This is a genomic window from Lysinibacillus sp. NPDC098008, assembly GCF_044760715.1.
GTDB lineage: Bacteria > Bacillota > Bacilli > Bacillales_A > Planococcaceae > Lysinibacillus.
Map to the genome: position 1 here is coordinate 1 of NZ_JBIWBA010000036.1, position 22,319 is coordinate 22,319.

A 22,319-nucleotide genomic window follows, 5' to 3' on the forward strand; every position below is an offset into this window, starting at 1 on the left:
CCCGTAGTGGAAATCAACGGCTTTACTTTATTTTATTGTAAAAGAAAAAAGACTGTAGGCAAACTCAAAATTCATTGAGTTTGTCTACAGTCTGACTTGTTATGGTTGTATGACCATAACAAGTTTTTCATCTATTCAAAACCAACTGGCTGCCATAATGGACAAATTCGCTCTGTCCTAATCTCTTTTTAAAAAGGGAATCGTTAAAATTGAGAACAATGGAAAAATCAAATATAAAGACTTTAAATCCATCAGCGTTAAGAACCAAATATCCATACAACCTATCAAAATGAACCCTATACTATTAAACAGCATAAATGAAACAAACCTATTTCCAAGCTTTTCAGAAAGATAAATATTAATAGGAACTACTAAAAAAGCCGTAAATAAATAGATGGCTAAAAACAGCATTATTAACATCGCTAGCCTTAAATACATTTGCTCTGACTCCAATAGTCCTTCAATAAAATGAATACTTAGCACAGTAATGAATGTTACTATTATCGGAAACAAAAGCATCTTCGCTTTATAATTTTTTTCCATTTCTGTTACCTCTCTGAGTTATTATAATCCAGTCCTTCATTTGAACTGAATTATAATAACCATTATGCTAAATTAGTAAAGGAGTGATCCTTCCTAGCAAGTTTTTTCTCTTATTCGTTTAATGCAGTGGCTGTTTTTGTTCATCCAATGTAAAGCCTTCCCCTGCTACATCTCGCACTTCAATAATCGATACGAAAGCATGGGGGTCAACCTCATGGATAATTGATTTTAAACGCACAACTTCATTGCGACCAATCACACAATAAATAACCTCTTTCGGTTGTTTTGTAAAATGCCCATGTCCTTCTAAAATCGTGATGCCTCGCTCCATGCGTAGCGCAATCGTCTTTGCGATAACATCCGATTGCTCAGAAATAATAAGAGCACCACGAGCGGCATATGCACCATCCTGTACGAAATCTATCACACGTGCGCCAACAAAGACTGCCACTAATGTGTACATCATTGAACGAGCATCTAAGAATGTTAACCATGATAGCATAATAACAATGGCATCAAAGATAAACATCGTCTTCCCCATGCTCCAGCCTAAATATTTATGTCCTAGTCGAGCTAAAATATCAACACCACCTGTTGTACCGCCATAGCGGAAAACAATACCAAGCCCTAATCCAACAAAGACACCCGCGAAAAGTGCAACAAGCAGCATATCATCCTCTAAATGAATCGTAAATTGATACTTTTGGAAAACTTTAAGGAAAACAGATACGGATAATGTCCCAACTAACGTATAAATAAAGGATTTTTTTCCAAGTAAACGATAACCAATAATAAACATCGGAATATTTAATAATAGGTTCATTAAGGCAGGGTCCCAACCTAATGTAAAATAAAGTATAAGTGTGATCCCACTAAGTCCACCCTCACCAAGCTGATTTTGCATGTTGAAGTGAACAAAGCCGAAGCTAAAAATTGCCGCTCCGAGCATTATTGCGATAATATTACGAATTTTAAGCTGTTTTAACATTTGACCTCCTGTAGTTCCAATCAATGAAGTAGTGATATCTATTATCTGACATTTTATTGGTTTTGACAACAATGGTGTAAATTTTATACGATGGTAAATAGGAGTGTGATGAACTATGACAGAACAACTATCAATGCAAGCTCTGCAACAACGTGTGGATGATTATATAGGACAATTTAAAGAAGGCTATTTTCCACCATTTGAGCTATTAGCGCGTCTTACAGAGGAGCTTGGTGAGCTATCGCGTGAAGTGCAGGATGTATACGGGCAAAAAAAGAAAAAGAGTACGGAAGGAACAAATAGTATTGAAGAAGAGCTAGGGGACTTTTTCTTTGTCCTAGTATGCTTTGCAAATGCACAAGGCATTCAATTAGATCAAGCACTTTTACGCGTCATACATAAGTTTGAAACGAGAGATAAGGATCGTTGGACAAGAAAGGATGAAGAATAATGTCGATTCGTGTAGCCATTGCAGGAGCAAGAGGAAAAATGGGAGCTGAGGCTGTACATACGGTTATGAAACATGACAAAATGGAATTAGTAGCTGTACTAGATTATAAGGAAGTAGGAAAAACATTAGCTGATTTAGAAATGTTTCCAGCCAGTTACACAGCACCTATCTTTACAGATATGCATGAGCTTGTAGAAGCAACTGCACCAGACGTACTAGTAGACCTAACAAATCCCCATGCAGTATACAAACATACTAAAGAGGCATTGACATTAAATGTGCGACCTGTCATTGGTACAACGGGATTTACAGATGTACAGCTTGAGGAATTAACAGCAATAGCTAAAGAAAAAGAACTAGGCTGTATTATCGCACCCAACTTTGCCATCGGTGCTATTTTAATGATGAAATTCGCCAAAGAAGCAGCAAAATACTTACCAGATGTAGAAATTATAGAAATGCACCACGATCAAAAGCTTGATGCACCCTCTGGCACAGCCGTAAAAACTGCACAATTAATACAAGAGGTTCGTGCACCAAAAGCTCAAGGACATCCAGAAGAAAAAGAAACCATTGCAGGTGCAAGAGGTGGAGATATTGATGGCATGCGTATTCACTCCGTACGCTTACCGGGTTTAGTGGCACACCAGCAAGTATTATTTGGAGGGGATGGGCAGCTGTTAACAATTCGCCATGATTCACTAAATCGTAACTCTTTTATGTCAGGTGTGGCATTTTGTATAGAAGAGGTTATGAAAATGGATCAGCTTGTATATGGTTTAGAAAACATCATTTAAAGATGGGGATGGAAGCTATATGAAAATCGCATTAATTGCACACGATCATAAAAAAGATAATTTAGTACAGTTTGCTATTGCTTACCAAAATATTTTACAGGAGCATACCCTATATGCGACGGGCACAACAGGACAACGTGTAATTGAAGCTACTGGTTTAGAGGTTACACGTTTTCGTTCAGGTCCTCTTGGTGGCGACCAACAAATTGGCGCAATGATTGCCAATAATGATATGGACATGGTCATTTTTTTCCGTGATCCTTTAACAGCACAACCACATGAGCCAGACGTTTCTGCACTTATCCGTCTTTGTGATGTTTACCAAGTGCCACTGGCAACAAATATGGGTACAGCAGAAATACTACTAAAGGGCCTACAGGAAGGCTTTGTGGATTGGAGAATGATACAAGAAAGACGCAATTAATCAATTACGCCTCAGCGTAATTGTCGCTTCGCTTTCGATACAAAAAGAATTTGTTGAACCAAGATAAAAGGCGTGATAAAGAAAGGATGAATATCGAATGAAAAAGCTAAAAATAGGCATTACTTGTTATCCAACAGTTGGAGGCTCTGGTGTTATCGCAACAGAATTAGGCAAAATGCTTGCAGAAAGAGGACATGAAATTCATTTCATTACCTCAAGCGTACCATTTCGTTTGAACAAAATTTATCCAACCGTCTTTTTCCATGAAGTCGAAGTTAATAATTATTCAGTATTTCAATATTCACCATACGATATTGCATTAGCGAGTAAAATGGCAGACGTCATCAAGGATGAAGGGTTGGATGTGTTGCATGTGCATTATGCAATTCCACATGCAGTATGTGCGGTGCTAGCACGCGAAATGAGCGGTCAAGATATTGGCATCGTCACAACGCTTCATGGTACAGATATATCGGTGTTAGGGCAAGATTCTACACTGTCACAGGCTATCAAGTATGGTATTGATAAATCGGATATTGTTACGACTGTATCACATGCCCTAAAAGAGCAAACATATGAATTGATTGATACAACAAAACCAATTGATACAATCTATAACTTTGTGGATGAGCGTGAGTACTTCCCTCGCAATCCAGGAAACTTAAAAGCACAATTCGGTATAGAGGAAGATGAAAAAGTTATTATTCATGTATCAAACTTCCGTAAAATTAAAAACCTTCCACATATTGTAGAGGCATTTATGAAAATCCGCGCAAATATGAAGGCTAAACTATTATTAGTAGGGGATGGCCCTGAAAAGCACCGTGTTATGGATCAAGTAAAGGAGAGTCCATATATGAGTGATGTTTTATTTTTAGGGAAACAAGAAAACCTAGCTGAATTATATGCGATTAGCGACTTGAAACTTCTACTCTCACAGCAAGAGTCATTTGGGCTTGTGCTGTTAGAGGCAATGGCTTGTGGCGTGCCTTGTATCGGATCAAATGTAGGGGGAATCCCAGAGGTTATTGAGCATGGCGTAGATGGCTATATCGTAGAACAAGGGGATACAGATGCAGTAGCAGAGTATGCAGTTCGCTTATTGCAAAATGAAGAACAGTTACTGCGTTTTAGAGAGGCTGCGATTCGCGCCGTGAGCGATAAATTCCATTCCTCTAAAATTGTTGAGCAATATGAACAGCTATATGAGAGGGTTGCAGAAAAAAATCATGCAAAACAATAAAGAATGGCAGGCAGCGTATGTCGTGATTCAACAGCTAGAGCAGGCTGGCTTTGAGGCGGTTATTGTTGGCGGTGCAGTAAGGGATGCTTTACTGCAACGACCTGCTCATGATGTCGATGTTGCGACAAATGCGATGCCTGAGGAAGTAAAAGCGGTTTTTCCACGAACCGTAGATATTGGGATTCAGCATGGGACGGTACTTGTGATCGTACCTGCTGGCTCTGTTGAGGTCACAACCTATCGCACGGATGGCGAATATACGGATCATCGCAGACCAGAGCAAGTTTATTTTGTGCGTTCACTAAAGGAAGACCTGCAACGACGTGACTTTACAATGAATGCGCTTGCTCTAAGACGAGATGGTTCTATTGTTGATTTTTATGGTGGTCGCCAAGATATCGAGCAGCGAGTCATTCGAGCTGTTGGTGATGCACAAAAGCGCTTTGCAGAGGATGCTTTACGCATGCTGCGAGCCATTCGCTTTTCTGCGCAGCTTGATTTTACAATAGTAGCAGATACACTAGCTGCTATCCGCTACCAAGCGGCTGATCTTGCCTTTATTGCGAAAGAGCGTATTAAAGCAGAGCTTGATAAGCTATGGGTAGGACAAGCTGTTTATCGTGCTATTCTTCAATTAGAGGAGAGTAACCTAGCTGCTTATTTAGCAGGCAACTTCCACGCTGAAGATTGGCACTATTTTCATACTGAGGATAAGCTTGTAGGCTGGGCATATTTTGCCTTATTACAGGGAGAGCATTGGCAGGAGATCGTGCGAAATTACCGACTATCCAATAAGGAAATGGCATTTATTCAAGCTGTGATTACAGCCTTTCAAGCTTTGGCAGATGGCTGGACAAATGAGCATTATTTTATGTATACAGAGCAGGAGCTGGAGGTAGCATGTTATTTTGCACAATTAAGGCAGCTAAATGTGCCATATCCACAGCAAAGTATTCGTGAGCTACAAGCACAGCTACCGATTCACCATAAGCAGGAGCTTGTTGTTAATGGTACGGATTTGCTGAAATGGTCTGGTAAAAAGGGTGGTCCTTGGGTAAAGGAGGCATTAGCAAAGATATTGCAAGCTATTCTGCAGCGAGAGCTACAAAATGATCGACAGCAAATAAAAAAGTGGTTAGCACAACACTATTTTTAAGGAAGCATTCAAAGCCGCCCCCTTGCACGGATTTACAGTATGATCTAGACTAAAATAGTGAAGTTGACAAAAGGATTGATGGAAACATGACAAATTCCATAAAGGATAAAATTTTAAAAAGCCTATTAGAGGCAGATGGGGAAGCGGTATCAGGTCAGGACTTAGCAGATGCGCTTGGTGTTTCACGAACGGCTATTTGGAAGCATATGCAGACGCTCCAGGAGGAAGGCTATACCTTTGAAACCATTAAGAAGAAAGGCTATGTCCTAACGGGTGTACCGAATAGCTTAAGCCCAACACAAATTGAATTATTTTTACAAACAGAGCACTTTGGACGTGAAATTCATTATTATGATGTTGTAGATTCTACCCAAATTATTGCCCATAAGCTTGCACAAGAAGGCGCTCCACATGGCACGGTCGTCATTGGCGAGGAACAAACAGCAGGGCGTGGTCGTATGGCTCGCCCATGGGAGTCCGCACATGGCACAGGTATATGGATGACAGTTATTGTGCGACCAGATGTGACACCTCAGCAAGCATCGTCCTATACGCTTGTTGTAGCAGTAGCCATTACAATGGCGATTAAAACATTGTATAAGGATATAGAGCCAGCAATTAAATGGCCGAATGACTTATTGGTGAATGGTAAAAAATGTACGGGTATTTTAACGGAGATGCAGGCTGAGGCGGACTGTGTGCAAGCATTGCTTGTAGGCATTGGGATTAATGCGAATCAAGTAGCTGCCGATTTTTCACCTGATATTGCTGATATTGCCACATCCTTACGCTTAGAGGCAGGCGAGGAAATTAATCGTGCTGCACTAGTCGCATCCATCTTGCACTATTTAGAGCAATTTACAGCGTTATATGTAAAGGAAGGTTTTGCAAGTATAAAAGCGTTGTGGGAGCAACTATCCTGTACAATTGGGCAGCGCATTGAAGTAACAACAATTCGAGAGCGCTTTGAAGGTGTTGCGAGCGGCATTACAGATGATGGTGTGTTACAGTTAACACAGGATGATGGCACTGTGCGAACAATTTATGCTGGCGATATTAAATTACTATAAAAAAGAAGCTGCAAGAAGATAAAACTTGCAGCTTTTCTTTATTTGAAAGAGCAGTGCGGGTAAACGCTATTTTAATGATAAGTCGATATCACCATTTGATGAGGAAATAGTAAGCTGATGCTCACCATTGTATACTTGTGATACGGTATTACCTTGTTCTTTATCATTAATTGTAATATCACCAAAGCTTGTTGTTAGGTCGAAGCCAATATCGTCCTTGCTATTTTGTAAATGCAGCGTTGTATCACCAAAGCTGGAGGTAATCGTAGATGAGCCATAAAGCGTGCCGTTCATATCAATATCGCCATGCTCACTATCAATTGTTAAACCATTATTGATCGCTTGCTGGAATGTTATATCACCGAAGGATTGATTAATCGTTGTTTTTTCACCAGCTGTCTGTTCAAACATAATATCACCATAATCTTGCTGAAGGTCTAGCTGTTGATAATGGAGCTGATGAATAGCTATATCGCCAAAGTTATTGTTGATCGTTAGTGTACTTAGCTCATTATCTGCTGGTACATAGATTTTGATAGAGGGAGAATGCCAGCTACCAGAGCCAAATTCTATACGATTCTTGTTCTTTGTGGCTGTTTCAATAAACAATGTGTCATTGTCAATCTGATATGTGATATCCTGCTCCTCAAGCGCCTTTATTTCCAGCTTATAATCACTACCAGCTGCAATAATTTCCACATCGCCATAATCATTGCGAATATCTATATTTGTAAATGCATCGAGTGTATAAGATTGACTTGCCAATTGTTGCTTGCTTGGCACATGAAAGCCATCCTCATCTTTAATAATAAGCCAGCGACCGCCTGAAAAATAACCAATAAGCGCTAGTAAAATGCCTAATGAAATCATTGCTAGAGCAATAAGGGTGTGCTTTGCAGTCATTTAGAAGCCCCCTTTCTTTTTTTCGTTATTGTATGGAATAATCTCCCTAAGGCTTCAATTGAAATAAGGACGATTTTCTTGATCGCACGCATAATAAGCGGGAAGATTAACACACCTAATCCTGTAATAATAAAACCGACCCCTATAAAGAGCAGTGCAGTTGGCCAATGCTCTGTTAAAATCAGAATGCCTCCAATAACTGCAGCAATGCCACTGACGAAAATACTTGCAGCAGTAGCACCAATCGCAAAGATAATACTAGCAATTACAACCCCAAAGGAAAAAATAAGTGCAATAGCTGCTGCTAATAATGGTAATGAGAGCGGCGCAGATAGAATGGCTAAAATAATTAGCCAAATAGCGGTCATATTCTTTGTTGTTGATTTTGCGGAAGGGGTGTCCAAATCCTTTAAGGCAAAATCCGCTAATATTTGTGCAGCAACATGTGAAGGGGAGCCTAATTGTGCAATCACTTGTTGCTCATTACCCTCTCCCGCCTCGTCAAAATATTCCTCATAATAGGCAAGCGCAGCATCTAACTCATGCGCAGGAAGCCGATGTAATTTTTTTCGTAGCTTTTTTAAGTAGCTTGCTCTATCCATCTAAATTCCCTCCTAAAAGTACACAATCAACCTTTTCCTTATACGTTTGCCATTCCTTCAATAGCTCCAATAATCGTATACGTCCTTGCTCCGTAATTTGATAATAGCGTCTATTTCTACCTTGAAAGGGCTGATCGTAGGTTGTTAAGTAGTTGGCTTTTTGCAAGCGACGTAATACAGGATACAGTGTGGACTCGGATATATCCATCACGGCTTGCACCTGCTGTGTTAATGAGTAACCATAAGCATCCTCTTTATCAACAATGGCGAGTACACAAGCATCCAGTAAAGCTGAACCTAGCTGAAATGTCATCTTTCCACCTCACATTCAAACCTATACTTCATTTTATATTATATGTCATATAGTATGTTAATAGTATATGACGTATAGTATTGTTTGTCAAATAATTAAAAAATAATATTTGAAGATTACGAGGATTATTGTTATAGTATGTGCTGAAGGGCAGTATCCATTGTGAACGGCACCTTCACAAGCGCAAAACTTACAAACAATAAATATCTGCCTTGATCTTGAAAAGACAGGGACGGAAGAAAACGATATGTTCAATAGGCTTGGGATATACTAATCAAGCTTACGTTATGACCTTTGTTTAATACAACAGGTCTATTCCCCATGAACAAAGCACAGCCCTTCTGTCCATTTTTAGCACAGAAGGGTATTTTTGTTTTCTTCCCTTAAAAAGGAGGAGTAAAAATGAAAACAACTTCAGATTTTATCAAAATGAAAGCAGCAGGCGAGAAAATAGCGATGATCACTGCCTATGATTATCCCGCTGCTAAATTTGCTGAAGCTGCGGGTGTTGATATGATTCTTGTCGGAGATTCACTAGGAATGGTCGTGCTTGGCTATGATTCTACAATGCCAGTAACAGTAGCGGATATGGTACATCATGCAAAAGCAGTACGACGTGGTGCAAAGGATACTTTTGTGGTGGTGGATATGCCATTTGGCTCGTATCACGGTGCTATTCATGACACATTAAAAACAGCCATTTCCATGATGCAGCAAACGGGTGCAGATGCCTTGAAGGTAGAGGGTGCTGGCGAGGTGATTGCTGTTATTCAAAAATTAACGGCTGCTGGTATTCCAGTCGTTGCCCATTTAGGCTTATTACCACAGTCAGCAGGCGTGCTTGGTGGCTATAAGGTGCAAGGGAAAACGGCTGAGCAGGCTGCCGCGCTGATTGAGGATGCTAAAAAGTGCGAGGAGGCTGGTGCTTGTGCGGTTGTATTAGAATGTATCCCACATCAGCTAACAGAGCTTGTGGCAGCAAATCTTATTATTCCAACAATCGGCATCGGTGCAGGAGTAGAGGCTGATGGACAGGTGCTTGTATACCACGATATGCTCAGCTACGGCTCACATCATGTACCAAAGTTTGTCCAGCAATTCGCAGATATGGGCAAGGAAGCAAGCAGTGGTATGGTGGAGTATGTAGAGGCGGTCAAAGCTGGCACATTCCCCGCACCAGCGCACTTCTTTACGATGAAAGAGGAAGCATTGGATCAGCTATATGGAGGCGTCAAGTAATGAAAGTCGTAACGACAATCCAAGCATTAACGACAGAAATACAAGCAGCAAAGCAAACGCAACAAACAATTGGGCTTGTGCCAACGATGGGCTATTTACATGATGGGCATTTAACATTGGCACAGGCAGCTCGTGCTGAAAATGATGTTGTTGTGATGAGTATTTTTGTGAACCCAACACAATTTGGACCAAATGAAGATTTTGCAAGCTATCCTCGGGATTTACCTAGAGATACAGCTTTAGCGGAGTCTGCTGGTGTCGATATTGTATTTGCGCCAAGCGTGGAAGAAATGTATCCACATGATGGTGGCATTCGTATTGCGGCAGGTCAGCAAGCAACCATTTTGTGCGGAGCGAGTCGCCCGGGGCATTTTGATGGCGTGTTACAGGTTGTAGCGAAATTATTTCATTTAACACAGCCAACACGAGCATATTTTGGGCAAAAGGATGCACAGCAGGTTGCGATTATTGCCACAATGGTACGGGATTTTAATTTCCCTTTAGAGCTGCGTGTTATACCAGTTGTACGTGAGGCGGATGGCTTGGCAAAATCCTCTCGTAATGTTTATTTAAGCGAGCGAGAGCGTCAGGAGGCTCCTGCTATTTACGAAGCCCTACAGCTAGCTCGGGATAGCTTTTTAGCAACTGGTAATGCCGCAAGTGCGCTTGCAAAGGCAAAGGCTCATATTCAGGCGAGAACACATGGCAATATTGATTACATTGAATTATTGGCATACCCAGATTTAACACCTGTTACAGCGACAACCGAGCAGGTGCTATTAGCAGCCGCCGTTTATATTGGCAAAACACGCTTAATTGATAATTGTATTTTTACTGTGAAAGAGGGACTGTAAAATGCTACGAATGATGATGAATAGTAAAATTCACCGCGCGACAGTGACACAGGCTGATTTAAATTATGTTGGCTCGATCACTATTGATGAGGATATTTTAGATGCAGTAGGGATGCTGGCAAACGAGAAGGTACATGTTGTCAATAATAACAATGGCGCTCGCTTTGAAACATATATTATTGCGGGCAAGCGAGGGTCAGGTGTCATTTGTGTAAATGGCGCAGCAGCACGACTTGTCCAACGTGGCGATATTGTTATTATTATGTCCTATGCATATGTGGATAATGATGAGGCAAAAAATCATAAGCCAACTGTTGCCATTATGGGCGAGGGCAATACAATTCGAGAAATGATTGCTTATGAGCCAGAAGCAACGGTGATGTAAAAAAATAAGCAATACCATTAAACTTTTCTCTATTAAGTTAGCATTTTAAAACACATATTTACTAAAATTGCGAATGTTCTAGTATTTTGTGTCATATTTATGTAGAATTTAGTTGTAAGATTTATCATTCTATTGACTAGTGGAGGTATCATTTGCAATGACAAACAAACGAAACAGATTTTACACAGCAACTACAGCAGCATTGGCTGTAGCAGCATTGGCAGTAGCACCAGCATCAGCGGCAAGCCCTTTTTCAGATGTCAAGGAAGACCATGCCCACTATGAAGGCATTACTACACTCTATGCAGCAGGTATTGTCAATGGATACCCAGGCGGTACATTTAAACCAGATACGAAAGTTACACGTGGACAAGCTGCGAAAATGATTGCAGGCGCATTGCAGCTAGATACAAAAAATGTAACAAATCCAAATTTTTCAGATGTTCCTGCATCGAATCCCTATTATGGTTCAATCGCAGCGCTTGCTGAGCTCAAAGTTATTTCAGGCTACGATGATGACACATTCCGTCCAAATCAAACGATTACACATGGTAATCTAGCGAAAATTCTAGGTTCTATTCCAACATTACCAGAATTAGAGAGTACTCAAGGCTATGCAGAAGATGCTAGTGTAACACGTGGACAGCTTGCAACCTTTATTGCAGAAGCATTAACAAAATCAGGTATCGAAACACCTGAAGTCCCAGAAACGCCTGAAACACCAACAGAAGATGGCTTTACATTATCAGTTTTACATGTAAATGATACACACTCTCACGCAGAGAACTTCCCTAAATTAGCAACAGCCGTAAAAGAGCAACGTGAAGCAAAAGAAAATGTCTTAACATTACATGCAGGTGACGCATTAACAGGAACATTATACTTTAATGAATTCCAAGGTAAAGCGGATTTAGCGATGATCAATGAAATCGGCTTTGATGCAATGGTGTTTGGTAACCATGAATTTGATTTAGGTTCATCACCTGAAGGTCTTCAAGCATTAGCAGATTTTGTAAAAGGTGCTAAATTCCCATTTGTTGGTGCAAATGTAGACTTCTCAGCAGATGATAAATTCACTGGTTTATTTACAGACTTAGTGTCAAGTGAACCAGAAAACGGCAAGATTTATAATGGTATTGTTAAAGAAATCAATGGTGAAAAAGTAGGTATTTTCGGTTTAACAACAGAAGAAACGAAAGATATCTCTTCCCCAGAAAAAGTGACATTCTCCAATTATATTGATGAAGCGAAAAAAGCAGTGACTGCATTTGAAGGCATGGGTGTTAATAAAATTATCGCTTTAACGCATATCGGCTATAATGATAATCCAAATGTTGATAATGATATTTTATTAGCCAAAAATGTCCCGGGTATTGATGTCATTGTTGGTGCACATGATCATAAGAAATTAGATGAACCATTTGTTGTTGATACAAATACAGTGGGCGAAGAAAAAGATGCAACATTGATCGTACAAGCAAATGAGTATGTGAAATACTTAGGTACGCTTGATGTAACATTTGATGACAATGGTATTGTGACAGAGTATGAGGGTGAATTAATTGACCTTGGAGAAGTAGCAGAAGAGGAAGCACTTGTAAAATTATTAGCACCATATAAAGAAAAGGTAGATGCAGCAAACAATAAAGAAATCGGTGTAACGTTGACGGAGGAATTAGCAAATCCACGTGCAAGTGAAGATAGCCTTGAAAGTGTACGTAGTAACGAAACAGCACTAGGAAATATTATTACAGATGGTATGCTAGCAAAAGCACAACAATATACAGATAAAACAGTTGTTATGGCATTGCAAAATGGTGGCGGTATTCGTGCAGCAATTCCAGCTGGTAATGTTACAGTTGGACAAGTCATTACTGTCCTACCATTTGGTAATACATTGGCATTAATGGATGTTACAGGTGCAGAATTAAAGGCAGCCTTTGAACATTCAGTAAGAAATGCACCACAAGAAAATGGTGGTTTCCTACACATTGCAGGTGCGAAATTACAATATGATTCTTCAAAAGAAGCAGGCGCTCGTGTTGTGTCAATCGAATATTTTGATAAAACAACTAATCAATATGTAGCAATAGAAGATGGCAAAACATATACAGTCGCAACAAATGCTTATACGGCTGGAGGCGGCGATGGCTTTGAAATGTTTGGAAAGGCCTATGAAGAAGGTCGTGTTACAGAATTAGGCTTATCTGACTGGGAAAACTTCCAAGAGCAATTACAATCATTAAAAGAAGTGAAAACAACAACAGAGGGACGTATTGTTGATATTGCTCAACAGCAATAATATGTAACGATATACAAGCAAAGACCGCAATCTTATCTGAGGATTGCGGTCTTTATTTGCTCATAAAGGTGAGGTGAAAGGATGCCGCTAAATTAAATATATGATAAAATTCATCTATCTAATGTGAACTGTGAGTTGAGATGTATGATGGAAAGTCAAAAATATGCAATTGTTGATTTAGAAACGACAGGTCATTCACCAGCAAATGGGGACAGGATGATTCAAATTGCAATTGTCATTATGAAGGATTGGGAAATTGAACGTACCTATACAAAATTTATTGACCCTGGGAAAGCGATCCCATCTTTTATTCAAGATTTAACACATATAACGGATAAGGATGTAAAGGATGCCTTACCATTTGAGGCACATGCCGATTACATATATGAGCTGCTAGCTGATTGTGTATTTGTCGCACATAATGCAGATTTTGACTTATCCTTTTTACAGGCAGAATTTAAACGAGCTGGTTTACCGAAATGGCAAGGTAAAAAAATGGACACGGTGGAGCTAGCGAAAATTCTATTCCCTATGTCCCTTAGCTTTAAATTAGGCGATTTAGCAGCAGACTTGCATATAGAGCTAACAAATGCCCATCGTGCGGATGATGATGCACGTGCGACAGCAGAGCTTTTTAAACGCTGTTGGAAGGAGCTACTAAGCCTACCACAGCTAACACTAGAGCAAATGCATAAACGCTCGTTTCGTCTAAAATCAAATATTTCCCAGTTATTTTTTGAGGCATTGCAAATTAAACGTCAGCACGTTACAACAAATGACAATGTACATTACTATCATCATTTGGCGATTTGTAATGGACGCAAGCAGTATAGTAATGCGAAGGAGTCCATTGATTATCCTCAAACTATAGCAGAGAAGGTAGCCTTAATGTCAAAAGCTATGTCTAATTTTGAGGAGCGCCCTGCCCAATTTATGATGATGGATACAATATGGCAAGCTCTACATGCCAAGCAGGAGTGTGTCATTGAAGCCTCCACAGGGATCGGTAAAACAGCAGGCTATTTACTGCCCGCTATCTTATATGCGCAGGCAGCCAATAAAAAAATAGCTATCAGCACCTATACTTCTTATTTACAGGAGCAGCTTGTAGAGGAGGAGCTACCAAAGATTGAAGAAATTCTCGGCACAAGAGTGAATATTACTGTACTAAAAGGCATGCAGCACTATATCGACCTTGAACGCTTTGAGCAGTGTATGGCTTATGCAGATGAATCCTATGACGATACACTGACCATTTTACAAATTCTTGTGTGGCTCACGAAAACGGAAACAGGTGTGTTAAGTGAGCTAAATGTTTCAGGCGGCGGCCAGCTCTTTTTAGAGAAAATACGTAAAATACCAACTGACAAGCCGTCTAAGAGCTTTGATTTTTATGAGCAGGCTTTACAAAATAGTGCAGTGGCAGACTGTATTGTGACGAATCATGCAATGGTGCTAAGTGATTTAGTGCGCCAAACACCCATCTTTACACAAATTGATGGCTGGGTAATTGATGAGGCACATCAATTTATTCAAGCCGCTATGCAGCAGGATGAGGTGATGTTCTCCTATACGCAATGGAAATATATTTTAGGGCAAATTGGCACAATGGAGGATACAGCCCTTTTTCAGCAATTCAGTGCTGCCGCAAAGAAGAAGCAACGTATATCGATGCAAAGCCTACAGCGACTCGATGCCCAATTTATCCGTTTACAGCGAGCATTCGATGACACCATTCAGCAAGCTTTGAAAACAATACAGCAGCTTACAAAAGGAAAGCAGGCTACTAGTAGTAAACGCACCTTATTTTTAGAGGAGGCGGCATTGGCCAAAGAGCCTTTTATGCAAGTGAGTAAGCTGGCTCAGCAATGGCTTGATCTTGCAATGGAGGCTGGTAAAGCCTTTGAAAATACGCTTGAGCAGTTAGATAAAAGCGATTGCTATATTGTGACAGAATGGCATTATTGGATTCGTGAGCTCAAAATAAAAATTGCTGAATGGGAGGATATTTTCCTAGCACCACAGGATGGCAATTCAGTATGGCTAGAATTTGATATACGTAGCATCCCCGGTAGCTTGCATGTTTTTAAAAAGCCTATGAATGTCACAACTGTTATTAATCAAGTATTAGCACCGATTCGTGAAGAGGCAAGCATTGTTTGGACATCAGGGACATTAACAGTGCCAAGCAATGAGCGCTTTGTCACACGGCAATTAGGTATTGCCAATGATATTGAAGTCATGAAGCTACAAGCACCACCAGCCTATTATGCGGGCGCAAAGGCATATATTGTCACAGATATGCCAGAAATTCAGCATGTTAGTCAGGAAGAATATATTGAGGCAGTCGCTCATGCAATTACACGTACAGTGCGAATGACAGAGGGGCGTTGCTTTGTGCTCTTTACCTCACAGGATATGCTGCGAAAAACAGTCGAGCTAATTCAAGATAGCGAACTGCTGGATGATTATATGCTGTTTGCGCAAGGTGTAACAGGAGGCAGTCGTATGCGTATTTTAAAATCATTCCAAAAGTTTAGCCATGCTGTGCTTTTTGGCACAAATAGCTTTTGGGAAGGTGTAGATGTGCCAGGTGATGCACTCGCCTCTGTGATTGTTGTACGCTTGCCATTTTCCTCACCAGAGGAGCCTGTTTTTAAAGCAAGAGCCAAGTATTTAACAGCGCAAGGGCGCAATTCCTTTACAGAGCTATCCTTACCAGAAGCGATTATGCGCTTTAAGCAAGGCTTTGGTCGCTTAATTCGCTCCTCACAGGATAAAGGAGCCTTTATTGTACTAGACCGTCGCATTACAACAAAATCATATGGCAAGGAATTTATTAAGGCATTACCACCGATTGATGTAAGGAAATTACAGCTTCCTGAGTTATTAAAAGAGCTAAATCATTGGCAGCAATAGAAGCAATCCCTTTTAGCAGCAGCTAAAAGGGATTTTTTTGCACGGCGTCGGTGAAGTATTTAACGTTAGAATAATAGTATGCTGCTATTATAATTAAAGTTGCTTGTTTTTATTTTGCTCATCAAAAATGTTGGCATTTTGAACAATTTCAGTAATATATTTCATAACAATATCAGTTGCTTGCTGTGCATCATAGTTTTTACGATTGTTTAATAGGTTGGTAAACATGCCTTGCCAAATTAAAAGTGTGATTTCATTAATAGCATCTACATTACCCTCAGTTAAGTAGCCTTCTTTTAAAGCGATCTCTAACATAGAACGCCCTCGTTTTGTCAGACTATGTTGAAATAAAATGGTCTGTAAATCTTCTGGGATATTGATTAAATCATTAGGGTAAAAATTATAATAATTTTCCAATAGTGTTTCTGGTGTTTCCCCTAAGTCCATAATAAAGACAGCGTGAAAAATCTGAGGTTGTTTGAAGGAGTATTGACAAAAGCATTCCCAAGCCAATAAGTATTTCTCAATGGGATCTTTGCCTTTTTCAATGTAACGGGCAACTTCGTTGGTATAGTCTTGCATACATCTCATCGAGGCAAAAAATAGAAGATGAGAGATTTCTGAAAAATAATTGTAGATGGTAGCACTATTATAACCAGCTTTATCGGCAATTTTTCTGATCGTTACATTTTCTACTCCTTCTTCTTCGATAATATCTGCTGTGGCGTCCACAAAGTATTTCCACATACGACGCCTTTGTATTTCTTTTTTTTTCAAAGTAAAATCCCTCCGACGAACAATATTTGTAATGTGAATTATTCTTTAAATGTATGAATTTACTAATTATTTTTTTATTATAGCATAACAATTTCGAATTCCATCTTCAATTTTATGTCTTATTTTTAGAATATTCAGAGTTGTGAAATGGATTTCGAGATGATATACTAATCACAATTATTTTATAATCATGATTACTAAAAATCAATATATGAAATAATTGGTAGAACAACTATCAATAGGGTTAGACATAAGGGGAGGATTATTCAGTGAGTAAAAAAATTGTGACACAATTTGAGTGTGTATATGAAACAATCGAAAATACATGGATTGAGTTAGCAGACGGTACAAAGCTTTCTAGTCGCATTTGGTTACCAACAGTGGAAGCAGGACAGAAAGTACCAGCCATTTTAGAGTATATTCCTTATCGTAAAACAGATGGCACAAGAGCAAGAGATGAGCCAATGCATGGTTATTTTGCAGGACATGGTTATGCTGTTGTTCGTGTAGATATGAGAGGTTCAGGCGAATCAGATGGTTTATTAAAAGATGAATATTTAAAGCAAGAGCAGGATGATGCCCTTGAGGTCATTGAATGGATTGCTAACCAAAGCTGGTGTGATGGCAATATTGGTATGATGGGGAAATCGTGGGGCGGATTTAATTCTCTGCAAGTAGCAGCTCGCAGGCCAAAGGCATTAAAAGCGATTATCACAGTAGGCTTTACAGACGACCGTTATAACAATGATATTCACTATAAGGGCGGTTGCTTATTAAACGATAATTTCTGGTGGGGCGCTATTATGTTAGCATACCAGCTACGTCCAATTGATCCTCATATTGCTGGAGATAGTTGGCGTGAAAAATGGATGGAACGATTAGAAAACATGCCTTTATGGATGGCACAGTGGATGGAGCACCAAACAAGGGATGATTATTGGAAACATGGCTCAGTTTGTGAAAATTACGATGATATAGAGATTCCTGTTTTTGCGCTAGATGGCTGGGAAGATTCCTATACAAACACAGTCTTAAGTTTAATGGAAGGGCTTTCTGTTCCGAGAAAAGGCATCATTGGCCCATGGGCACATGTTTATCCCCACGATGGAGTGCCGGGTCCAGCAATGGGCTTTCTACAAGAAGCTGTGAAATGGTGGGATCATTGGTTAAAAGGAATAGACAACGATGTAATGGATGGACCAATGGTGAATGTCTGGGTAGAAGAGAGCATGGAGCCATCCGTTAAGAAACCAATCAGCAAAGGCTATTGGGTTGGTTTAGAATCGTGGCCAGCAGCGGAATCGATACAAACTAAGGTGTATCAACTGACACATGGAAAACTAGTAGAAAATCGTAGTGAGCAACAAGAGCAAGTCCTACTAAAAACTCCTCAAAATCATGGTCTTTTATCGGGTGAATGGATGGGCGCTGGGGTACTAGGAGAAAGTCCAGCAGATCAACGACTAGATGATGGAATGGCAATGGTTTTTGAAACGGATAGGCTAGAGAAATCACTAGAGATTGTGGGCTATCCAAAATTTGAAGTGGAATTAATGAGCGATAAGCCACATGCAATGCTGTTTGCACAGCTATCAGATGTAGCACCAGATGGAGCTGTCACACGTGTATCCTATGGTGTGATGAATTTAACACACCTAAATGGGCATGACCGTGTAGACCTGCTAACACCTGGTGAAAAAGTAAAGGCCTTTGTTCAGTTAGATTGCTGTGGTCATCAATTTAAAGCAGGGCATCGTTTACGCTTATCTTTAGCGACAACGTTTTGGCCGATGTTTTGGCCAATGCCAGAAGACGCTACATTGACATTGAATCTAGCAACAGCTACCTTGTCATTGCCGACCTTCCATGGTCAGCAAGTAGCTGGACCCAATATGAATGCTGAAAGTGCACCTTTAACACCAATCACAACGCTACAAGAAGGAAGAGTTGATCGTTCTATATCCTACGATATTTTAGCAGATACATGGACATGTATTACGGATGGGGTTGGAGGCGTATTTGGTGAGGGCATATATCGCTTTGATGATATTGATGTCACTGTAGAACATAATTTGAAGCGAGAATTAACCTTATCGAATGCTGATCCACTGTCAGCTCAGTATACGATCTATCAAAAGATGAAAATTGGTCGTGAAGGTTGGTGGATTGACGCTGATATTAAGGTGACACAAACATCGGATCAAGAAAATTTCAAAATTGTCGGGGAAATGGTGATTAAAGAAAATGACAAACAGGTCTTCCTAAAGGAATGGGATGAAAACATTAAACGTCATGGCTTGTAAATAACAGATAAGGGGTAAACAGATGGAGGCTAAGTTAAAAAAGAATACAGCTACATTAGTTATTTTAGCTGTTTCAGGTGCATTAATTTACGCATTACCTTATTTTAGAAACTACTATTACGATGTTTTTTTGGATGCGTTTCATTTAACCAATACACAAATGGGGACACTTGGTAGTGCATATGGTGTTTGTTGTTTAATTTCCTATATTTTTGGAGGATTTTGTGCAGATCGTTGGAAAACGAAATATTTATTAACCATTTCTTTAGTAGCCACAGGATTATTAGGGTTTACATTATTATTGTATCCACCCTATCCAGTACTTCTACTGATTCATGCTGCTTGGGGAATCACGTCCATTATGACATTCTGGGGAGCATTAGTAAAAGCAGTGCGCTCCTTAGGCTCTGAAAATGAACAAGGAAAAGCTTTTGGATTTTTTGAAGGTGGACGAGGCGTAACCAATATTATTCAATCTGCTGTGATTTTAGGAATTTTCGCTTTTTTTGCGAAACATATGAGTGATAAAATGGCTCTTTCAGCGGTTATTACGGTGTATTCTGTAATTTGTCTTTTGTTAGGCTTTATGATTATGATGCTGTATAAAGACCCTGACCAGGCAAAGGTTAGCCGTGAAGACAAGGAAAGTCGTAAATCATTTGATTGGGCAGTCCTTTGGAAAGTGTTAAGAATGCCAACAACCTGGCTTGCAACAATTCTTATTTTTACGTCCTATGCGATGATTATTAGCTATTATTACATTACACCTTATGCGACGGCAGCGTTTGGCGCGTCTACGCTAATTGCTGCGGCTTTAGGCTACTTCTCTCAATATTGTCGACCAGTTGGTAGCTTTAGTGCAGGCATTATTGGTGATCGAATTGGTGTGTCTAATATGGTGTTAATCGGCTATAGTTTATTAGCACTAGGTTTAGTGGGGCTTATTTTATTACCAGGGAAGGCTTCCTTTATCCTTATGCTCCTAATATTTATTGGGATTATTTATACATCTATGTATGCTTTACAAGCCATGCATTTTGCGATTCTAGTGGAAGGGGATTACCCTGTAGAATCAACAGGAACGGTTTCCATGCCGCTGATGATTATAGGCTATAGTGGTGAAATCTTTATGCCGATTATTGCAGGCGCTTGTTTAGATTATTGGGATGGTACGGCAGGCTATAAAGTGTTCTTCGGTATTTTATTAGGCTTAACGATTGTTGGATTGATTACAGTGATAATTTGGCAACGTGTAACAAAAGAAAAACGACAAGAAATTGCTTTGCAGAGAAAGCATGCGAAGGAACAAGCACTTACTTAAGAAACAACAAAAAAAGACGTCAAGACAAAGCTACTGTCTTAGACGTCTTTTTTTGTAAAATTACCTTACTCAACTAGACCATAACAGCAAGATTGAGGACGCAATGAGCGAATAGTTCCTGCTAAGATAACAGTATGGGGGCTATCCTTATGACGCATATTCAAGTATTTAATGACTTACATGCTACACAAGAGCGAAGGATGTATAATCTGCATTTATATTAGAACAAGCTGGGGAATTGCACATATACAGATGGTGAATGCATTGATTTTCCTCAGCATTTGGCGATTATTCAATCCATTGTAAACCATGTGCATATTCCTCTATTCACAAATATTGAAGCAGGCATCAATATTGAAGACTCTCCTAAACATTTAGCAGGCTTAAGAAGCTTAACAGAGCAGCCCTTTGAAGAAGCAGTAGCAAGGGTAAGGCTTATATAGAAAGGGGGGTAAGCGGTATCTTTTTAATCTTCTTTCTTCGCCAACATTAGCAAATTGCCAGGAATCAGGGATTAGACGTTTTAGCTTTGACAATGCGCTTTCAGATAAAATTGTTGCACATTTAACTGAAAATGCTGCACAATTACTAGAGAATAACGATACGCTATATTTATATCAATAGTTAAAAAGCGGGGTGAGCTAGTGATGGAGCAACCAATTCAGCTATCTTTTGACGAAATGTGGGAAAAAATTATAGCTTGTGATCAAACCTATGATGGGCTATTTTATACGGCCGTTAAAACGACTAAAATTTATTGTCGCCCTTCCTGTAGATCAAGAAAGCCGAAAAAAATAAATGTTGAATTTTACTCGAATATTCAACAAGTAGAAGCGGCTGGCTATCGAGCATGTAAACGATGTCAGCCTGAGATCGAACATTCTCCACATACGCAGCTAATTAAGCATGTGATAGCCTTGCTAGTCAATCAATATAGGCGCAGGCTCACATTACAAGATATGGCAGAGCATGTTGGCATCAGTCCCTTTTATCTTGAACGGTTATTTAAACAAGAAACTGCTGAAACACCTCGCATGTATTTAGAAAAGATTCGAATTGATAAGGCTGCCTATTTATTAAAGCATACAGCCTATACAAATCTGGAAATTTGCTATGAGGTAGGCTTTCAAAGCCTATCCAATTTTTATAAAGTATTTCGACGGTTAAAAAATTGCTCGCCTACAGAATACCGGCAGAAGGAGAAGCTGGCGCTATGAACTGGACTGATTGTGCAAATGGTATAGAGCTTGCTATACCAAAGGACTTTAGTTTTACGGCATGTTTAACATTCTTTCACCGAACAGACCAAGAAATTCTTTATCAAGTTAAGGATGATCTACTCTACAAACTATTGAAAATAGAGGAACAGCTTATTTTATGTAAAATTAGCGCGCAGGTCGCAATACTAAAGGTTGAATTCCCATTGTACCAGCCTACTGCGCGTGAAAAACAATACATTGCCCAATATATTGCCGAATGGTTTGACTTAGCGAGAGATTTGCATGGCTTTTATCGTTTTCCGACAGAAGACGCCCACTTCAAGGAATGTGTAGGGCGTAGCCGAATGCGTAGGTGGTCGATGAATGGCGGTTGGTGATAGCCAAAGCTACCCCCTTTCGGTTAAAATAGAAACAAATATTCGGGTAAAGAGAGAGGTGTTTCGTGTGTGGGTCAACAAAGCATACAAATTCCGTATCTATCCAAACAAAGAACAAGAAATCTTCATCAC

Annotated in this window: 23 protein-coding genes; 17 read left to right on the forward strand and 6 right to left on the reverse strand. The window is 39.7% G+C overall.

The annotated features are described in order from the left end of the window. Positions 1 to 177: 177 nt before the first annotated feature. Both ACIQVU_RS19030 and ACIQVU_RS19035 read right to left on the reverse strand, forming a co-directional pair. Positions 178 to 543 (reverse strand): pilus assembly protein PilB, encoded by a 366-nt coding sequence (locus tag ACIQVU_RS19030; protein WP_340805224.1) that lies wholly within the window; start codon positions 541 to 543, stop codon positions 178 to 180. A 118-nt stretch (positions 544 to 661) separates the two neighbouring features. Beyond that, entirely contained in the window at positions 662 to 1,531 is an 870-nt protein-coding gene (locus tag ACIQVU_RS19035) for a YitT family protein (RefSeq protein WP_340805225.1), read from the reverse strand. 115 nt (positions 1,532 to 1,646) lie between these two features. On the opposite strand from ACIQVU_RS19035, the gene ACIQVU_RS19040 reads away from it, so the two are divergent. The 6 genes from ACIQVU_RS19040 to ACIQVU_RS19065 all read left to right on the forward strand — a co-directional run bounded on the left by ACIQVU_RS19040 (position 1,647) and on the right by ACIQVU_RS19065 (position 6,672). Continuing rightward, on the forward strand, positions 1,647 to 1,982 hold the full coding sequence (locus tag ACIQVU_RS19040; protein WP_340805226.1) for a nucleotide pyrophosphohydrolase: 336 nt from the start codon (positions 1,647 to 1,649) through the stop codon (positions 1,980 to 1,982). Further along, the gene (gene dapB / locus ACIQVU_RS19045) at positions 1,982 to 2,779 is read left to right on the forward strand and encodes a 4-hydroxy-tetrahydrodipicolinate reductase (RefSeq protein WP_340805227.1); all 798 of its coding nucleotides are present in this window, start codon (positions 1,982 to 1,984) and stop codon (positions 2,777 to 2,779) included. Before ACIQVU_RS19040 ends, dapB begins: the two co-directional genes overlap by 1 nt. A 19-nt stretch (positions 2,780 to 2,798) precedes the next feature. Further along, positions 2,799 to 3,203 (forward strand): methylglyoxal synthase, encoded by a 405-nt coding sequence (gene mgsA / locus ACIQVU_RS19050; protein ID WP_340805228.1) that lies wholly within the window; start codon positions 2,799 to 2,801, stop codon positions 3,201 to 3,203. 97 nt (positions 3,204 to 3,300) lie between these two features. Beyond that, the gene (gene bshA / locus ACIQVU_RS19055) at positions 3,301 to 4,446 is read left to right on the forward strand and encodes an N-acetyl-alpha-D-glucosaminyl L-malate synthase BshA (RefSeq protein WP_340805229.1); all 1,146 of its coding nucleotides are present in this window, start codon (positions 3,301 to 3,303) and stop codon (positions 4,444 to 4,446) included. Further along, positions 4,433 to 5,602 carry a CCA tRNA nucleotidyltransferase gene (locus tag ACIQVU_RS19060; protein ID WP_340808549.1) on the forward strand — a complete coding sequence of 390 codons (1,170 nt, stop codon included), beginning with the start codon at positions 4,433 to 4,435 and terminating at the stop codon, positions 5,600 to 5,602. Before bshA ends, ACIQVU_RS19060 begins: the two co-directional genes overlap by 14 nt. Positions 5,603 to 5,688: 86 nt before the next feature. Next, positions 5,689 to 6,672: a biotin--[acetyl-CoA-carboxylase] ligase gene (locus ACIQVU_RS19065; protein WP_402896781.1), complete on the forward strand. Its 984-nt coding sequence runs from the start codon at positions 5,689 to 5,691 to the stop codon at positions 6,670 to 6,672. A 66-nt stretch (positions 6,673 to 6,738) separates the two neighbouring features. On the opposite strand, the gene ACIQVU_RS19070 is transcribed toward ACIQVU_RS19065, so the two are convergent. From ACIQVU_RS19070 to ACIQVU_RS19080, 3 genes are read right to left on the reverse strand one after another with little or no spacing between them, the layout of a single operon-like run. Next, positions 6,739 to 7,575 carry a DUF4097 family beta strand repeat-containing protein gene (locus ACIQVU_RS19070; RefSeq protein ID WP_402896783.1) on the reverse strand — a complete coding sequence of 279 codons (837 nt, stop codon included), beginning with the start codon at positions 7,573 to 7,575 and terminating at the stop codon, positions 6,739 to 6,741. Beyond that, positions 7,572 to 8,177, reverse strand: coding sequence for a DUF1700 domain-containing protein (locus ACIQVU_RS19075; protein WP_340805232.1), 606 nt, complete (start codon positions 8,175 to 8,177; stop codon positions 7,572 to 7,574). The genes ACIQVU_RS19070 and ACIQVU_RS19075 overlap by 4 nt, the downstream gene beginning before the upstream one ends. Then, positions 8,170 to 8,490, reverse strand: coding sequence for a PadR family transcriptional regulator (locus ACIQVU_RS19080; RefSeq protein WP_340805233.1), 321 nt, complete (start codon positions 8,488 to 8,490; stop codon positions 8,170 to 8,172). Before ACIQVU_RS19080 ends, ACIQVU_RS19075 begins: the two co-directional genes overlap by 8 nt. Before the next feature lie 402 nt (positions 8,491 to 8,892). On the opposite strand from ACIQVU_RS19080, the gene panB reads away from it, so the two are divergent. The 5 genes from panB (at position 8,893) to dinG (ending at position 16,189) form a co-directional block, all read left to right on the forward strand. Then, positions 8,893 to 9,729: a 3-methyl-2-oxobutanoate hydroxymethyltransferase gene (gene panB, locus ACIQVU_RS19085; protein ID WP_340805234.1), complete on the forward strand. Its 837-nt coding sequence runs from the start codon at positions 8,893 to 8,895 to the stop codon at positions 9,727 to 9,729. Then, positions 9,729 to 10,583, forward strand: coding sequence for a pantoate--beta-alanine ligase (panC, locus tag ACIQVU_RS19090; protein ID WP_340805235.1), 855 nt, complete (start codon positions 9,729 to 9,731; stop codon positions 10,581 to 10,583). The genes panB and panC overlap by 1 nt, the downstream gene beginning before the upstream one ends. 1 nt (position 10,584) lies before the next feature. Then, on the forward strand, positions 10,585 to 10,968 hold the full coding sequence (gene panD / locus ACIQVU_RS19095) for an aspartate 1-decarboxylase (RefSeq protein WP_340805236.1): 384 nt from the start codon (positions 10,585 to 10,587) through the stop codon (positions 10,966 to 10,968). Between the two features lie 157 nt (positions 10,969 to 11,125). Beyond that, the gene (locus ACIQVU_RS19100) at positions 11,126 to 13,270 is read left to right on the forward strand and encodes a 5'-nucleotidase C-terminal domain-containing protein (RefSeq protein ID WP_402896786.1); all 2,145 of its coding nucleotides are present in this window, start codon (positions 11,126 to 11,128) and stop codon (positions 13,268 to 13,270) included. Between the two features lie 144 nt (positions 13,271 to 13,414). Beyond that, positions 13,415 to 16,189 (forward strand): ATP-dependent DNA helicase DinG, encoded by a 2,775-nt coding sequence (gene dinG / locus ACIQVU_RS19105; RefSeq protein ID WP_402896788.1) that lies wholly within the window; start codon positions 13,415 to 13,417, stop codon positions 16,187 to 16,189. A gap of 93 nt (positions 16,190 to 16,282) precedes the next feature. Here the strand turns inward: dinG and ACIQVU_RS19110 are convergent, their stop codons facing one another. Further along, the gene (locus ACIQVU_RS19110; protein ID WP_340808550.1) at positions 16,283 to 16,936 is read right to left on the reverse strand and encodes a TetR/AcrR family transcriptional regulator; all 654 of its coding nucleotides are present in this window, start codon (positions 16,934 to 16,936) and stop codon (positions 16,283 to 16,285) included. 299 nt (positions 16,937 to 17,235) lie between these two features. Between ACIQVU_RS19110 and ACIQVU_RS19115 the strand changes: the two genes are divergently transcribed. The 6 genes from ACIQVU_RS19115 to ACIQVU_RS19140 all read left to right on the forward strand — a co-directional run. Continuing rightward, positions 17,236 to 19,269, forward strand: a complete 2,034-nt coding sequence (locus ACIQVU_RS19115; RefSeq protein ID WP_402896790.1) for a CocE/NonD family hydrolase — start codon at positions 17,236 to 17,238, stop codon at positions 19,267 to 19,269. 22 nt (positions 19,270 to 19,291) lie between these two features. Further along, positions 19,292 to 20,590 carry an MFS transporter gene (locus ACIQVU_RS19120; protein WP_402896792.1) on the forward strand — a complete coding sequence of 433 codons (1,299 nt, stop codon included), beginning with the start codon at positions 19,292 to 19,294 and terminating at the stop codon, positions 20,588 to 20,590. Positions 20,591 to 20,871: 281 nt separating this feature from the next. Then, entirely contained in the window at positions 20,872 to 21,033 is a 162-nt protein-coding gene (locus ACIQVU_RS19125; protein ID WP_340805240.1) for a beta/alpha barrel domain-containing protein, read from the forward strand. Between the two features lie 204 nt (positions 21,034 to 21,237). Continuing rightward, positions 21,238 to 21,807: a bifunctional transcriptional activator/DNA repair enzyme AdaA gene (locus ACIQVU_RS19130; RefSeq protein ID WP_402896794.1), complete on the forward strand. Its 570-nt coding sequence runs from the start codon at positions 21,238 to 21,240 to the stop codon at positions 21,805 to 21,807. Further along, on the forward strand, positions 21,804 to 22,187 hold the full coding sequence (locus ACIQVU_RS19135) for a hypothetical protein (protein ID WP_402896796.1): 384 nt from the start codon (positions 21,804 to 21,806) through the stop codon (positions 22,185 to 22,187). The genes ACIQVU_RS19130 and ACIQVU_RS19135 overlap by 4 nt, the downstream gene beginning before the upstream one ends. Continuing rightward, the coding region (locus tag ACIQVU_RS19140) for a helix-turn-helix domain-containing protein (protein ID WP_402896798.1) at positions 22,174 to 22,319 on the forward strand (146 nt) is incomplete at its 3' end. The genes ACIQVU_RS19135 and ACIQVU_RS19140, both read left to right, overlap by 14 nt.